The following is a 14,433-nucleotide window of genomic DNA, read 5'->3' as shown; positions in this document are numbered from 1 at the left end:
ATCGTTACGGAATTCGGATGCCGTTTCCGTACGGGTCGATATGATTAACCAGAAAATCGATGAAGGCCCGGATGCGCGCGGCAAGATGTTCATGCCCGGCAAAGATCGCATGGATCAGCTGTTCTTCATTCGGGTTCCAGTCCGGCAGGATTTCAACCAGCGTTCCGGCCTTGAGATCGCCCTGGACATGGAACCGGCCAAGCCGCGCCATGCCCAGCCCCGAAAGGCAAAGGCGGCGCATGGCCGCACCGCTGTCGCACTGGAAGTTTCCGGTGATCGTCCGGCCAATCCGTTCCCCGGTTTCGGGATTGATGAACGGCCATTCACTCATCGGGATCGGAAAGTTAAATCGCAGGCAGTTATGATCCACGAGATCATCCGGGTGGCGGGGCAGGCCGCGTTTGGCAATATATTCCGGTGATGCGACGATGGTGCGGCTGCTTTCGACCAGTTTGCGGGCCTTTAGTGATGAGTCGGGCAATGATCCGGACCGGATGGCGATATCGGCCCGTTCCTCAAGCAAATCAATGATCCCGTCGGTCAGGGAAAAATCCAGTTCGACCTCGGGATAGCGTTCGAGAAACGCCGGGATCAGTGGCTGAACATACATCACGCCAAACGCGATGGAGGCATTGACGCGCAACCGGCCACGCGGGGCGGCCTTGCCACCGCTGGCGACCGCACGTTCGGCATCGTCAATTTCATCGAGAACACGCTGGGCGCGGACCAGATACATTTCGCCTTCGGGTGTCAGTTGCAATCCGCGTGTGGATCGGACCAGAAGCCGGGTTGCCAGCCGGTCTTCGATCCGTGTCACCAGCTTGCTGACAGCCGATGGTGACAGATGCAGCTTGCGCCCGGCTTCGGAAAAGCTTCTGAGTTCCGCGACCCGGATGAAGACTTCCATTTCCCCTGCGCGATTATCCAACTGATCCTCCGGCTTTGAATTCAATTCAAAAGCATTTGTCGCGCAATCCGGATTATCGTGCAAGCATTCCATCGGCATAGTGGGCGGCAATGAACGGGGCGGGATGCCCTACCAACCATTTGTGCCCGCAGACGCATGGCGCGCGGGACGGAGAATTGAAATGCCGCTTGCTTTATTTGCGTTGACGATCGCGGCCTATGCGATCGGCACGACGGAGTTTGTCGTCGTCGGCCTTTTGCCGACCGTGGCAAACGATCTTTCGGTGACCCTGCCAATGGCCGGGTTGATTGTCAGTGTTTATGCCCTTGGCGTCACATTCGGTGCGCCGGTTTTAACCGCCCTGACCGGGCGGATGCATCGCAAGACCCTGATGCTGGGTCTGATGGGGGTGTTTGTGGTTGGCAACAGTGCCGCCGCACTTAGCCCCACCTATGAGATGCTTCTGGTTGCGCGGGTGATTTCGGCCTTTGCGCATGGTGTGTTTTTCTCGATCGGGGCGACGATTGCCGCCGATCTGGTGCCGGAAAACCGCCGGGCGTCCGCGATTGCCATGATGTTCATGGGGTTGACGGTTGCGATTGTGACCGGTGTGCCGCTTGGCACCTATATCGGTCAGATGTTTGGCTGGCGGGCGACTTTTTGGGGTGTTTCGCTTCTTGGCGTGATTGCCTTTGTCGGGATTGCGGCTTTGCTGCCCTCGAACCTCAGCCGGGCAGAACCCGCACGCCTGATTGATCAGGTCCGTGTGCTCGGCAGTGGGCGGTTGTTGATCGTGTTTGGCATGACCGCGTTTGGTTATGGCGGCACGTTCGTCACCTTTACCTATCTGTCCGCCGTGCTTCAGGATATTACGGGGTTCAGTGAATCCAGTGTCAGTCTGATCCTTGTGTTCTATGGGCTTGCGATTGCGGTTGGCAACCTTGCCGGTGGGCGTGTTGCGGACCGGAACCCGGTTCGGGCACTGACCATCCTGTTTGCCTTGCAGGCCGTCACACTTGTGATCTTTACCTTTACCGCCGTTTCGCCGATCCTTGCCATTGTTACACTGGCGGCGCTTGGTTTCCTACAATTTGCCAATGTGCCGGGGCTTCAGCTTTATGTCGTGCAACTGGCAAAGCTGCACCGTCCGGGCGGGGTGGATGTTGCATCGGCGCTGAACATTGCGGCCTTTAACCTTGGCATTGCGATTGGGGCGTGGGTTGGCGGAATTGTGGTGTCCTCGTCGCTTGGCCTGTCGGCCACGCCGTGGGTTGCGGCCCTTCTGGTCGCGTTTGCGGTTGGTCTGACCATGATCAGCGGTGCGCTGGATCGCCGGTCCGATAACGTCCTTCAGACCGCATAACCGATATCGGGGTTGCCACGTCCTGTGCACCGGATGTGGCACCCTTTGCCGGAAAGGCTTGTTTTAATGGTCTTTCTGGCGTTTTCTGATTGTTCGCCCCACAAAACCGGTTTTGATATGTCCTTATCGACTGCGCTGCCTGCTGCCGTTCCCGCACATTTCCCCCGCCAGATTGCGGTTCTGATCCTTGTTGTTGTTGCCTGTTCCTTTGCCGGGAACCATGTGGCGGCAAGGCTGGCGTTTGAAAACGGGACGGGGTTGCTTCTGGCGATCCTGTGCCGGTCGGGTGTGGCATTGGCGATCCTGATTACGCTTGTGATCTGGCAACGCCAGACGATCCGGCTTCCGGCCGGGACGCGCAGATGGCAATTGCTGCTGGGGCTTCTGGTCACGATCCAAAGCCTGTGCCTGTATTCGGCGGTGGCGCGCATTCCGGTCGCACTTGCCCTTCTGACGGCCAACAGTTTCCCGATCATTCTGGCGTTGCTGACCTGGGCGTTGGGCGGGGCACGACCGACTTTGAAATCGGCGGCCCTGATGCTGTTCATCCTGTCGGGGCTTGTCCTGGCGCTTGATGTGCCGGGGGTTCTGGCGATGGAGGGTGATGTCGGTGCGAACTGGTGGCAGGGAATCGTTTTTGCGCTCGGTGCGGCAACGGCCTTCGCCGTCGCCCTTTGGGTGACCGATCACAAATTGTCGGCTTTGCGCGGATCGGTGCGCAGCATGTTCACCATGCTGATTGTGTTTGCATCGATGATCATTGCCGGTTTCGCCGAACTGGTGCCGGGCGGGATGAATTTGCCCGCGGCAACGCCTGGCTGGCTTGGTCTTGGTGCATTGGTGCTGCTGTATGGCGGTGCCTTTTCCGTCCTGTTTATCTCGGTGCCGCGGCTGAATATGGCGCGCAATGCGCCGGTGATGAATATGGAACCGATTGCCACCCTGCTGTTTGGCTGGGTGGTGCTGGAACAGATGATCAGCCCGGCCCAGATGTTGGGCGGGTTGGTCGTGATTACCGGGATTGTCATCCTGACGCTGCGCAAATCGGCCTGAGTGCCGTGATGATCGGAACCTTCGGGTTCGGCAGCCGTTGCGAAGACAGTCGCGACATTTCCAATGAGGAATTCAGATGTTTGATGTATCTGCAAATGGTGCGGTAATTCCCGCCCTTGGTTTTGGCACGTTTCGCATGCCCGAAGCCGACGTTCTGCGTATCGTGCCCAAGGCGATCCAGACCGGCTTTCGCCATATCGATACCGCCCAGATTTACGACAACGAAGCCGCCGTCGGGCAGGCGATCCTTGATAGCGGCGTCCCGCGCAAGGACATCTTCCTGACCACCAAGGTCTGGGTCAGTAATTACAAGCATGATGCCTTTATCAAATCGGTGGATGAAAGCCTTGAAAAGCTTAAAACCGATGATGTCGATCTGCTGCTTTTGCATTGGCCGAACAAGGATGTGTCGCTTGCCGATCAGATTGGTGCGCTTAACGAGGTCAGGCAGGCCGGCAAGGTGCGCCATATCGGGGTGAGCAATTTCAACATTGCCCTGATGGATGAAGCCGTTGCCCTGTCGGATGCGCCGCTTGTGACCAATCAGGTCGAATATCATCCCTTCATTGATCAGACCAAGGTCATGGATGGGGCGCGCAAGCATGGCATGGCCCTGACCGCCTATTACGCGATGGCCGATGGCAAGGTGCTGAAGAATGAGCAGCTTGGCGAGATTGCCAAATCGCATGACAGGTCAGTTGCACAGGTGGTTCTGCGCTGGCTGTTGCAGCAGAATGACGTCATCGCCCTTTCGAAAACCGCAACCGAAAGCCGGGTCGCGGAAAACTTCGATATCTTTGATTTCGAACTGAGCGGCGAGGAAATGCAGGCCATTCATGGTCTGGCCGATAAAAACGGCCGGATTGTCAGCCCCGACGGGCTGGCACCTGACTGGGACTGATCCTGCTTTCAGCAAACAACAGGGCCGGTGAACAGATTTCCCCGACTAAGATATTGAGAAATATGAATTTTCTGTCGTGGTGAATTTTCGCTGGTAACTTTTTCCGGTTTTCTGGAAAATTGTTCTTGATTTGTTCTTTTTGTTGTGGCATAAAGATAAAGTCAACAGGACAAATGGGTCCGGAGACAAAACCCGCAAAGCGTGATTCGCTTTTGCGGGTTTTTTGCGTTTCGGGCGACAAAAACAGGAATGAGACGATGACAGGGCAGCGATCTGACGGGATGAAATGGCGGGGTTGGTATCGCCGAAGGGACGTCACCGGCGCATGGAAAAGTCATTACGGGGGTGGTGTGTTCGTGCCGTAAGGCCGCGCGAAATTTACGAAAACGGGTGTTTATCATGACGGGAGAGATGTGCCCTTGGGGCAAGGGTGTTGGTTTGGGGCAGCGGGAACCGGGGCGAGGCGAAGTTGGTCCGGTCCAGTTCAGTCCGGGGCCAGTCCGGTCGGTGAAGCGCGACAATGCCGAGGATCAGTAGGCCCGAATTGCGTCTGCATCGGATCGGCTGGCTTGGTCTGGCGATGGTGCCGATGGTGCATTCGGAGATGCCGAGAGGCCGGTCATCGATGGCGGGAGGTGTGCCTGCCCTGCGACAACGCCTTCGTCCTTGGGGCGAGGTGCGCTTGCGGTGTCCATCGAAAGCCGGAGGCGTTTGTTCGGGGCAGCGGGGACTGGGCGAGGTCGGTCTGGTGCAATCCGGTTCAGTTCCGTTCCGTCCTGTCCTGTCCGTCCAGCCCACCCGGTCGGTGGCGTTTGGTGATGTTGAGGGGCAGCAGGGCTGGTTGGCTGGATTGGCTTGGCGATGGATCAAAATCGTCATTCCGGGCAGAGCAGAGCGCAGAGCCGGAATCCATGCCCCATTGAAAGAGACTGGATTCCCGCCTTCGCGGGAATGACGATGAGGTTGGGAATGACGATCGGATTGGGAGTGCTTTGTCAGTGGTCTGAGGGCCGGGTTATCCGGCCCTTTTGTGGCTTAGACCGCCTGTGAATGCCGTCCGTGGGCGTGATCCAGATAGGTGTCAAACGCCGCACACACCGCACGGACGAGCGGTCGGCCGCTTTCGGTAAGGGTGATGTGTGTGCCGTTAACTTCGACAATGCCATCCTGTGTCATGGCGCGGACCCGCTCGATCTCCCAGGTGAAGCGGTCGGCGGAAATGCCGTGATCGGCGCAGATGGCGGCGACATTGACCGTCAGGTTGCACATCAGTTCATTGATGATATCGCGCCGGATGCGGTCCTCGTTGCTGACCGCAATGCCCTTTTCAATGCCGCATTCGCCGGCCTCGACCGCGCGTTGCCAACGGGCAAGGGCCGGGTCGTTCTGGGCATAGCCCTGTGGCAGGGATGAAATGGCCGAGGGGCCAAAGCCGATCAATGCTTCGGCGCGGTCGGTGGTGTAACCCTGAAAGTTCCGGTGCAAAAGGCCGCTTTTCTGCGCGATGGCCATCGCATCGTCATCGCGGGCGAAATGATCAAGGCCGATGGCGCTGTAACCATGCGAGGTCAGCCGGGTCTGGATGGCTTCGTATTGGGCCCAGCGTGCTGCGGTGTCGGGCAGGGCTTCTGTCGGGATCAGGTTCTGGTGTTTTTTCATCCATGGCACATGGGCATAGCCGAATACCGACAGGCGGTCGGGGTTCAGCGTGACCGTCTGATCAACGGTTTCGATGATGCTATCCACCGTCTGGAATGGCAGGCCATACATCAGATCGACATTGATGCCCGAAATCCTGTGCGCACGCAGGCGGGCAATGACATCTTCGACCAGTTCAAACGATTGCACGCGGTTGACCGCACGTTGCACAAACGGATTGAAATCCTGAATGCCGATGCTGGCGCGGGTAAAGCCGCAATCGGCCATGGCATCGATAAATTCCGGGGTGGCCGTGCGCGGATCCATTTCAAGGGCGACTTCGGCATCGTCAAGAATATCGATGCGATCCGTCAGATCGGCCATGATTGCGCGCAGGTCTTCGGGTTTAAGTGCCGTCGGGCTGCCGCCGCCATAATGAATGTGCGAAACCTTGAAACGATGGGCGGGGTCAAGCTTGGACAGCAGGCTTGCGATTTCAGCCCGAAGCGCGACAACAAAATTGCCAACCGGGTCATATTGCTTGGTGATTTTGGTATTGCACCCGCAGAACCAGCACATTTCCCGGCACCACGGAATATGCAGATAAAGCGATAAGGGTTGTGCAGGGTCAAGGTCACCCAGCCAGCTTTCGAAAACCTTGCCATTCACCGACGCACTGAAATGCGGTGCGGTCGGATAGCTGGTATAGCGCGGCAGACGCAGGTCGTATTTTTCGTAAAGGGCGAGTTGCATGACGGACATCCCGAAAATTCGTTCTGTCCGTCTTTTGCATTATTCCAAATTCATCTTCCTTGATATGCGTCAAGGAGCGGCAAAGCGGGAAATTACAAATGCTTGAAAGCTGAAATCAGATCAGCCCGCAGGATCGCCAGACGTTCATTGCCGGTTTCCTCGTCATACGGTTCGGCCTTGCCGACACCCCAGATCGGGCCGGGCCATGCGGCATCATTTTTGAACCGGGCGACGACGTGGCAATGCAGTTGCGGGACCATGTTGCCCAGCATCGCGACATTGGTTTTATCGGCGTTAAAACGGCGTTTCAGCGTTGCAGAAACAATCGCGCATTCATCACCCAGCAATTTGCGTTCATCCGCGCTCAGGTCGTCATAATCGACCAGATTGGCGCGTTTGGGGACCAAAATCAGCCAGGGATAGCGGGCGTCATTCATCAGCAGGATATGGGATAGCGGCCCGTCGGTGACGAGATCGGTATCGGCGGCAAGTTGCGGATGAAGGGTGAATTCGTCGATCATGGCGGGCCTCTTTTGGGGCTTGGTGAACTATGTGATCCTTGTAATCGGAACGCATCAGCTTGTCGCGCGTTCCGGTAAGGGACAAAATTGTCCATCCGATTGTTCTTTTTGAATAACTTGCAAATAACCCCGTTCCTGACTAGCTAGAACCGGGGTCGGACAAATGCGATAAAGGAGCATGACCGGCATGACGGACAGAAAGCGGGTGGTAATTGTTGGCGCGGGTTTCGGGGGCATGAGTGCCGCCAAGAAACTTGCGGGCAAGGATGATGTCGATGTCGTCCTGATCGACAAGCGCAATCATCATCTGTTCCAGCCACTGCTGTATCAGGTGGCGACCGCCGATCTGTCACCGGCCGAAATCGCCTGGCCGATCCGCAGTATTTTCAGCCGTTATCCCAATGTTTCCGTCTTCATGGGCGAGGTCACAGGCCTTGATTTGCCGGGGCGGCGGATCATCGCGGGGGATCGCGACCTTTCATACGATTATCTGGTGATCGCGACCGGGGCGGTGACATCCTATTTCGGCAATGATCATTGGGCGATGGTCGCACCGGGCCTTAAAAACATTACCGAGGCGACCGATATCCGCAAAAGCCTGCTTTTGGCGTTTGAGCGCGCGGAAAACAGCGAAGATCCTGAAGAACGTCGGCGGTTACTGAACTTTGTCGTGGTTGGCGGCGGGCCAACCGGGGTCGAGATGGCCGGGGCGATTGCCGAACTTGCCAAGCAGGCATTATCCCATGATTTCCGCCGGATCGATCCGCGCGATGCACGCATCATCCTTGCCGAAGGGGGCCCCAGATTGCTGGGCGCATTCCCGGAGGATTTATCGGAATATACCCGTAAATCGCTTGAAAAAATCGGGGTCGAGGTCCGCACCAATCAACAGGTTTCCGACATTACCGCGATGGGTGCGCAGATTGGCGATGAGTTTATTCCCAGTGCCAATGTGATCTGGGGGGCGGGTGTCCGGGTTGATCACCTGGCCGACTGGACCGGACGGGAATGTGATCGGGGTGGCCGGGTGATGGTCAATACCGATCTGTCGGTGCCGGGCTATGAGGATGTTTTTGTCATTGGTGATGCGGCGCATGTGCCGTGGCGCGATGGCATGACGGTGCCGGGGATTGCCCCGGCGGCCAAGCAGCAGGGCAAATATGTTGGCGGGCGTATTATCGATCATATGAGAAGCCGTGAAACACCGCCATTTGCCTATCGCCACGCCGGAAATCTGGCGACGATTGGCCGCCATCGGGCGGTGATTGATCTGAATGGGTTCAAGCTGCGCGGCTGGCTGGCGTGGTGGTTCTGGGGGCTTGCGCATATCTATTTCCTGATCGGTTTGCGTGCGCCGGCGCTTGTGATGGTGCAGTGGGTGTGGAGTTATCTGTTTCGTAAAAAAGGCGCGCGCCTGATCACCGGGCAGATGGCGGGCGAGGTGTCGGATCAAGCAAGCCCCGCCCAAAGCGCAGCATCAAGCCCGGGGCAGAAAAACGACAAGAACACCACCGGGGGAATGAGGGGGCGATCCATTCCCCGGTGATGGTGCCATCAGGCTTTTCATGCCGTCATGGCGATATCGGACACCTGCGCATGACGTGCCTGCAATTGCATGACGATATCGGTGACCTTTGCCTCGGCATCGGCGATGGATTTTTGGGTGCGTTCATCGCCGAATTCGTCATATTCGATGGCGGCGCTGTGCTGATCGGTGATGCCGATATATTCCAGCGGGGCAAAGACGCCGCCTTCGACATGGTTAAGATGGGCCACACGTCCACCCGGATCATATCCGAAATCGCCGCGCGAGGATAAAACCACCACCGATTTGCCACCGGTCAGCATCGGCCAGTACGGTTCGCCATCACGCGACCGGTCAAAGCCGAAGGTGACGCCGACGCGGACGATGTTTTCGATCCATGCCTTCATCTGGGCGGGCATGCCGAAATTATACATCGGCACCCCGGCAACAATCACATCGGCACGCAGCAATTCGGAAAGCAGTTCGTCGCTTTCGGCCAGTGCCTGATGCATCCAGTCTTCGCGCTGGGCCGGTTTGGTGAAGGCCGCATGGACCCAGTCACCGGTTACCGGATTGGGGGGATTGGCACCGACATCGCGATAGATGATTTCATCATCCGGGCGGGTGGCGCGCCATTGTTCGATGAATTTGGCGGTAAGGCGGCGGGAGTGGGAGCCATGGGCGCGGGTGTCGGATCGGCCGGGGCGGGCGCTGCTGTCGATATGAAGGAGGGTTGTCATGGGGCACCTTTGATCTTTAATGATGATCTGTGATAATCTGTGTTCATCTGTTTTTGATTTGCGTTGCCCCATATTTGACTTGGATATAGGCTTTGATCAAAATCGAATATCTCAGCCAATAGATGAATTAGGTTCATCCATATGTCCTTGCCCCCGCTTGCGACCCTGCGTGCTTTTGAGGCCGCCGCCCGACACCTTAGTTTCAAGCGGGCGGCGTCCGAACTTGCCGTGACGCCAACCGCGATCAGCCATCAGGTGCGATTGCTTGAAGAAACCCTTGGCGTGCGGCTGTTTGATCGTAAACCAAGGCAGGTGACACTGACGGCCGCCGGGCAGGAGCTTTATCCGACGCTGCGCGATGGCTTTGCCGGTTTTGCCATTGCCATTGATCGGGTCAAGGCGCGCAAGCAACAGCGCAGCCTGACAGTATCGGTGCTGGCGTCCTTTGCGGCCAAATGGCTGTTGCCGCGCCTTGGCGGGTTTCAGGCAGCACATCCCGATATTCATTTGCGTCTGCATACATCGGCGGAGGTGGTTGACCTTAATTCGGGAATAGCCGATGCCGCCGTTCGATATGGAAGGGGGCCTTTTGCGGGGATGGTGGTGCAGACCCTGTTTGCCGATCGGTTCGCGCCGGTTTGCAGCCCGATGTTGAATATCCAACAGCCCAACGACCTGCGCGGGCAGACCTTTTTGCATCTGGAATGGCTGCGCCCGGACGAGGCGACGCCGACCTGGGCGCGGTGGTGCAAGCGGGCCGGGTTGGATGATGTCGATTTATCAAGCGGGCTTAGTTTCAGTGACGATACCCATGCCATTCAGGCCGCGATTGCAGGCCAGGGTGTTGTTCTTGCCAGTTCGGAAATGGTGCGTTCGGAAATTGCCGCAAAGCTTCTGGTGCAGCCATTCGGCCCGGTGATGGAAGGGCATCATTATCATCTGATCCATACCGGCAGGAGTGCGAACATCAAGGAAGTCGAGGCATTCGGTGCGTGGCTTGCGGACGAAATTGCCAAAGATGGTGGCGTGTGATGAAGGTGTCCGGGATGCCGTCCTGCTTTGGCATTGACGCGGCGGCGGTGATGCGAAACCATGACATCCCGAAACCAATAGACTGTCAGGTCATTCATGCCGCGCTTTAGTGCCAATCTTTCATTCCTGTTTGCCGACCTGCCGTTTGAAAAACGTTTCGCAGCGGCGGCGGCGGCAGGGTTTGGCGGGGTCGAATATATCGGCGCCTATGACATGCCGATGGCCAGCGTCAAATCGCTGCTGAGCGACAATGGCCTTGAGCAGGTTTTGTTCAATATGCCGACCGGGGATTGGGAAAAAGGTGAACGCGGGCTTGCCTGCCGACCGGGGCGCGAGGATGCGTTTCGCGATTCCGTGGTCAAGGCGCTTGATTACGCCGGGGCAACGGGATGCAGGATGCTACATTGCATGGCCGGATTGATGGGCAAGGGCGAGGACGCCGGCGAACTGGCGCGGCTTTATTGCGACAATCTGCTTTATGCCGCCGATCTGGCCGAACAGGCCGGTGTCAAAATCCTGATCGAGCCGATCAATCCGCTTGATATGCCGGGTTATCTGCTTAATTCCGTCGAGCAGGCCGCCGTGATCCTTGATCAGCTTGACCATCCCAATCTGGCGCTGCAATTCGATATTTACCATGCGCAGATTGTCGGCGGGAATATTGCCGCGCGTCTGGACAGGCATCTGGACAAAACCGCCCATATCCAGATTGCCGGTGTGCCGGGCCGCCGTGAACCCGATAGTGGCGAGCTTAATTACCCGTTCCTGTTTTATATGCTGGACCGGGTCGGTTATGACGGCTGGATCGGTTGCGAATACAAGCCGCATGGCGATACTGTTGCGGGCCTGGAGTGGATCCGCCCGTGGATGCCGAAATCCTGACCCTGTTTATTCGATCAGGATGGCGCGGAAGTCGTTTACGTTGGTAAGCGTCGGGCCGGTGATCAGGAGATCGTCGATTTTGGCGAATGCGCTATAGGCGTCATTGTTGGCCAGATATTCCCGCAGGTCGATCCCGGCTGAAATCGCCTTTTGCCAGCTTGTCGGGTCGATGATGGCACCGGCGTTATCTTCGCTGCCATCAATCCCGTCGGTATCAATCGCAAGCGCGCTGAACCCTTCGTGATCGCGGAACTGGATCAGGAGGGAGAGCAGAAATTCGCTGTTGCGGCCTCCGCGTCCGCCCTTGGCGCGGACCGTGACGGTTGTTTCACCGCCCGATAGCAGCACGCAGGGTCTGGCGGCGGGTTGGCCGTGATGGGCGACCTGATGGGCGATCCCGGCATGGACGATGGCGACCTCGCGGGCTTCGCCTTCGATGGCGTCCCCCAGAATGACCGGATTGATGCCAAGGTCGCGGGCGACCTTTGCTGCGGCCTCCAGACTGTCCTGCGGGCGTGACAGCATGATCACTTCATGCCCGTCAAAGCACTTGTCGCCCGGTTTGACGGTTTCATGGATGTCGTTATTTAAAAGTTCGGTCGCGGCCAGCGGGATTTCGATGCGGTAACGACGGATGATATCAAGCGCGTCCTGTCCGGTTGTCGGATCGGCAACCGTCGGGCCGGATGCAATGATTGCCGGATCGTCGCCCGGCACATCGGATACCAGATAGGTGACCATGCGCGCAGGGGCGCAGGCGGCGGCCAGCCTGCCGCCCTTGATCGCGGACAGGTGTTTGCGGACACAGTTCATTTCGGAAATGGTCGCACCGCTATGGAGCAATGCCTTGCTGATCGCCTGTTTGTCTTCGAGTGTCAGGCCCGGACCGGGCAGGGCCAGCAGGGCCGATCCGCCGCCCGAAATCATGCAGACCACCAGATCATCGGGACCAGCCGATTTGACGATATCAAGAATACGCTGGGCGGCCTTTTGTCCGGCGGCATCGGGGACCGGGTGGGAGGCTTCGACAATTTCGATTTTCTCGCACGGGACCGCATGACCATAGCGGGTGACCACCAGACCGGAAATGTCACCATCCCATGCCTGCTCAAAGGCGCGCGCCATATTGGCAGATGCCTTGCCCGCACCGATGACAATTGTTTTGCCCTTGGGCTTTGTCGGCAGGTTGCGCGGAATCTGGACCGCAGGATCGGCGGCCTTAAGGGCGGCATCCATCAACTGCAAAAGTTTTTCGCGCGAGGGTGTCATGTCTGGTTTCCCTGATTGGTCGTATTTTTATCGTTCTTGTAATTGTCTTTGCGGCTCAGTTCGGTTTGTTCACGGCGGCCAGTTTGAAATATTCAATCACCGCCTGCAAATGTTCGGACATGGCTTTTTCCGAGGCGTCCGGATCGCGGGCGGCGATGGCTTCGACAATCGCATAGTGATGTTCCTGCACCATCCGGTCAAAGGATGGGCCTGACAGATTGTTAAAGCGGATTTCGGTCAGGGCCGCCTGCAGGACATCGTGAAGCATTTTCATGATGTGATAATAGATGATCGATCCGCTGGCGCGCCCGATCATCATATGCAGGCGATGATCGTCATCGGCACGGTATTTTGGCGCGCGACGCGGATCGTGGGCCTGCCGGTAGGCGATGCGCAGAAGTTCGATATCCTCGTCACTGGCATTGATGGCAGCGCGCCTTGCGGCCCATGTTTCGAGCGTGCAGCGGATTTCCTGAAGGTCGCGCAGATTGTTAAGCGAGTCCCGGACAAGGTCGGTCATCGCGGTATCCATTTCGACCCCGGTCGAAGACAGGACTTCGGTGCCGCCGCCCTGAACCGCGCGCAGGTAGCCACGGGTTTTGAGCTTTTGCAGGGCTGCGCGGACTGAAACGCGGCTGACTTTCATGTCCTCGGCCAACTGTCGTTCGCCCGGCAGGCGATCACCGGGCAGGAATATGCCCGCGGTGATCATGTCGAGAAGCTTGTCGGCAACCTGATCGGCAATCCTTTTGGGCCGGTTGGCATCAACCGTGTCCGAAGACGGTACAGGTTTGACAGGCGGCATGTTCTGAACACTCCAGCAGCGACTGTACTCCAGCCGACAAACGCGTTTGGTTTTATTGGTCATACCACTTTACGGGATGTTTGGCGTTGCTGCAAAGTGTCCGTTGAACTGTTGTAAAAGGGACGTGCGGGCGACCTTGTCAGTCCTGCAATAAATTGATAGTTCAACAGGGTCCGATATGCCGGTCTGTGCCGGTTTTGGACCCGAAAATTTCAAGCTGCCCCAATTTCAGGAGAATTCGCGTGAGCCACCATACCGGGTCGCTGCTGGGCCATGATGATCCAGCACCGTTTGAGGTTTTGAACGAGAACGGCAAGGGGCATTCGCTTTTTGTCTGTGACCATGCTTCACGCGAAATCCCCAAAAGCCTTGGTACGCTGGGCCTGCCGGAAGAAGAACGCAAACGCCATATCGGTTGGGATATCGGGGCGCGCAAGGTGACCGAAATTCTGGTGAAGCGGTTTGATTGTCCTGCGGTTCTGGGCGGTTATTCGCGGCTGGTGATTGATTGTAATCGGCAGCTTTGGGACCCGACCGGGATGCCCGAAATTGCCGATCAGACGGTCGTGCCGGGCAATAAAAACGTTTCGCCGACGGAGCATATGAAACGCATCCGCGAGATTTTCCTGCCTTATCACGGGGCCATTGAAGAACGCATTGCCAATTTCCATGCCCATAAAATCGTCCCGGCCCTGATCGCCATTCATAGCTTTACCCCTGTTTTCCAAGGGTTTGAACGCCCGTGGGAGATCGGCGTGCTTTGGGATCAGGATGACCGTATTCCGGTGCCGTTGCTGGCGAAGCTTCGCGAACAGAATCCCGATCTGACGATTGGTGATAACGAACCCTATTCCGGGCAGCATATGGCCGATTACACCATTGATCATCATGGTGAAGCCGGTGGGTTGCCCTGTGTGTCGATTGAAATCCGGCAGGATCTGATTGATACTGATGCGGGATGTGAAAAATGGGCCAAAATCCTTGGCGATGCCTTTGTCGACATCCTGGCCGACCCGAACCTTTATAAAATCAGGAGAGACTGAT

15 protein-coding genes are annotated in these 14,433 nt (G+C 57.3%); 9 read left to right on the top strand and 6 right to left on the bottom strand.

Features of this window, described 5'->3' with window-relative positions:
* Window positions 1-4: 4 nt before the first annotated feature.
* Window positions 5-928, bottom strand: a complete 924-nt coding sequence (locus tag TH5_RS19700; protein ID WP_167443605.1) for a LysR family transcriptional regulator — start codon at window positions 926-928, stop codon at window positions 5-7.
* A gap of 160 nt (window positions 929-1,088) precedes the next feature.
* Here TH5_RS19700 and TH5_RS19695 point away from each other — a divergent pair, with 160 nt between their 5' ends.
* The 5 genes from TH5_RS19695 to TH5_RS25365 all read left to right on the top strand — a co-directional run bounded on the left by TH5_RS19695 (window position 1,089) and on the right by TH5_RS25365 (window position 5,179).
* Entirely contained in the window at window positions 1,089-2,270 is a 1,182-nt protein-coding gene (locus TH5_RS19695) for an MFS transporter (RefSeq protein ID WP_114123324.1), read from the top strand.
* Between the two features lie 117 nt (window positions 2,271-2,387).
* On the top strand, window positions 2,388-3,323 hold the full coding sequence (locus tag TH5_RS19690) for an EamA family transporter (RefSeq protein WP_114123323.1): 936 nt from the start codon (window positions 2,388-2,390) through the stop codon (window positions 3,321-3,323).
* 76 nt (window positions 3,324-3,399) lie between these two features.
* Window positions 3,400-4,224, top strand: coding sequence for an aldo/keto reductase (locus TH5_RS19685; protein ID WP_114123292.1), 825 nt, complete (start codon window positions 3,400-3,402; stop codon window positions 4,222-4,224).
* A gap of 399 nt (window positions 4,225-4,623) precedes the next feature.
* Window positions 4,624-4,761 carry a hypothetical protein gene (locus tag TH5_RS25675; RefSeq protein WP_167443604.1) on the top strand — a complete coding sequence of 46 codons (138 nt, stop codon included), beginning with the start codon at window positions 4,624-4,626 and terminating at the stop codon, window positions 4,759-4,761.
* A complete protein-coding gene (locus TH5_RS25365) occupies window positions 4,745-5,179 on the top strand; it encodes a hypothetical protein (RefSeq protein WP_147250135.1) in 435 nt (144 codons plus the stop codon). Before TH5_RS25675 ends, TH5_RS25365 begins: the two co-directional genes overlap by 17 nt.
* Window positions 5,180-5,259: 80 nt before the next feature.
* On the opposite strand, the gene hemN is transcribed toward TH5_RS25365, so the two are convergent.
* Window positions 5,260-6,615 (bottom strand): oxygen-independent coproporphyrinogen III oxidase, encoded by a 1,356-nt coding sequence (gene hemN / locus TH5_RS19680; protein ID WP_114123322.1) that lies wholly within the window; start codon window positions 6,613-6,615, stop codon window positions 5,260-5,262.
* Window positions 6,616-6,707: 92 nt separating this feature from the next.
* Complete coding sequence (locus tag TH5_RS19675) at window positions 6,708-7,136, bottom strand: HIT domain-containing protein (RefSeq protein ID WP_114123291.1); 429 nt, start codon at window positions 7,134-7,136, stop codon at window positions 6,708-6,710.
* 187 nt (window positions 7,137-7,323) lie between these two features.
* Here TH5_RS19675 and TH5_RS19670 point away from each other — a divergent pair, with 187 nt between their 5' ends.
* Entirely contained in the window at window positions 7,324-8,682 is a 1,359-nt protein-coding gene (locus TH5_RS19670; RefSeq protein ID WP_244204984.1) for an NAD(P)/FAD-dependent oxidoreductase, read from the top strand.
* A 17-nt stretch (window positions 8,683-8,699) separates the two neighbouring features.
* Here the strand turns inward: TH5_RS19670 and TH5_RS19665 are convergent, their stop codons facing one another.
* Complete coding sequence (locus TH5_RS19665; RefSeq protein ID WP_114123321.1) at window positions 8,700-9,401, bottom strand: FMN-dependent NADH-azoreductase; 702 nt, start codon at window positions 9,399-9,401, stop codon at window positions 8,700-8,702.
* Between the two features lie 141 nt (window positions 9,402-9,542).
* On the opposite strand from TH5_RS19665, the gene gcvA reads away from it, so the two are divergent.
* A complete protein-coding gene (gcvA, locus tag TH5_RS19660) occupies window positions 9,543-10,433 on the top strand; it encodes a transcriptional regulator GcvA (protein WP_114123290.1) in 891 nt (296 codons plus the stop codon).
* 96 nt (window positions 10,434-10,529) lie between these two features.
* Window positions 10,530-11,315 carry a 2-oxo-tetronate isomerase gene (otnI, locus tag TH5_RS19655; protein ID WP_114123289.1) on the top strand — a complete coding sequence of 262 codons (786 nt, stop codon included), beginning with the start codon at window positions 10,530-10,532 and terminating at the stop codon, window positions 11,313-11,315.
* Window positions 11,316-11,321: 6 nt separating this feature from the next.
* On the opposite strand, the gene TH5_RS19650 is transcribed toward otnI, so the two are convergent.
* Both TH5_RS19650 and TH5_RS19645 read right to left on the bottom strand, forming a co-directional pair.
* Window positions 11,322-12,584, bottom strand: a complete 1,263-nt coding sequence (locus TH5_RS19650) for a glycerate kinase type-2 family protein (RefSeq protein ID WP_114123288.1) — start codon at window positions 12,582-12,584, stop codon at window positions 11,322-11,324.
* 55 nt (window positions 12,585-12,639) lie between these two features.
* On the bottom strand, window positions 12,640-13,389 hold the full coding sequence (locus tag TH5_RS19645) for a FadR/GntR family transcriptional regulator (RefSeq protein WP_114123287.1): 750 nt from the start codon (window positions 13,387-13,389) through the stop codon (window positions 12,640-12,642).
* Window positions 13,390-13,631: 242 nt separating this feature from the next.
* Between TH5_RS19645 and TH5_RS19640 the strand changes: the two genes are divergently transcribed.
* Window positions 13,632-14,432, top strand: coding sequence for an N-formylglutamate amidohydrolase (locus tag TH5_RS19640; protein WP_114123286.1), 801 nt, complete (start codon window positions 13,632-13,634; stop codon window positions 14,430-14,432).
* The last annotated feature ends 1 nt before the right edge of the window (window position 14,433 follow it).

Origin of the sequence: Thalassospira xianhensis MCCC 1A02616 (assembly GCF_003326475.1) — a bacterium.
Classification (GTDB): domain Bacteria; phylum Pseudomonadota; class Alphaproteobacteria; order Rhodospirillales; family Thalassospiraceae; genus Thalassospira; species Thalassospira xianhensis.
Note: the sequence above shows the minus strand (reverse complement) of the source record. Positions and strands in the feature narration are given on the sequence as shown.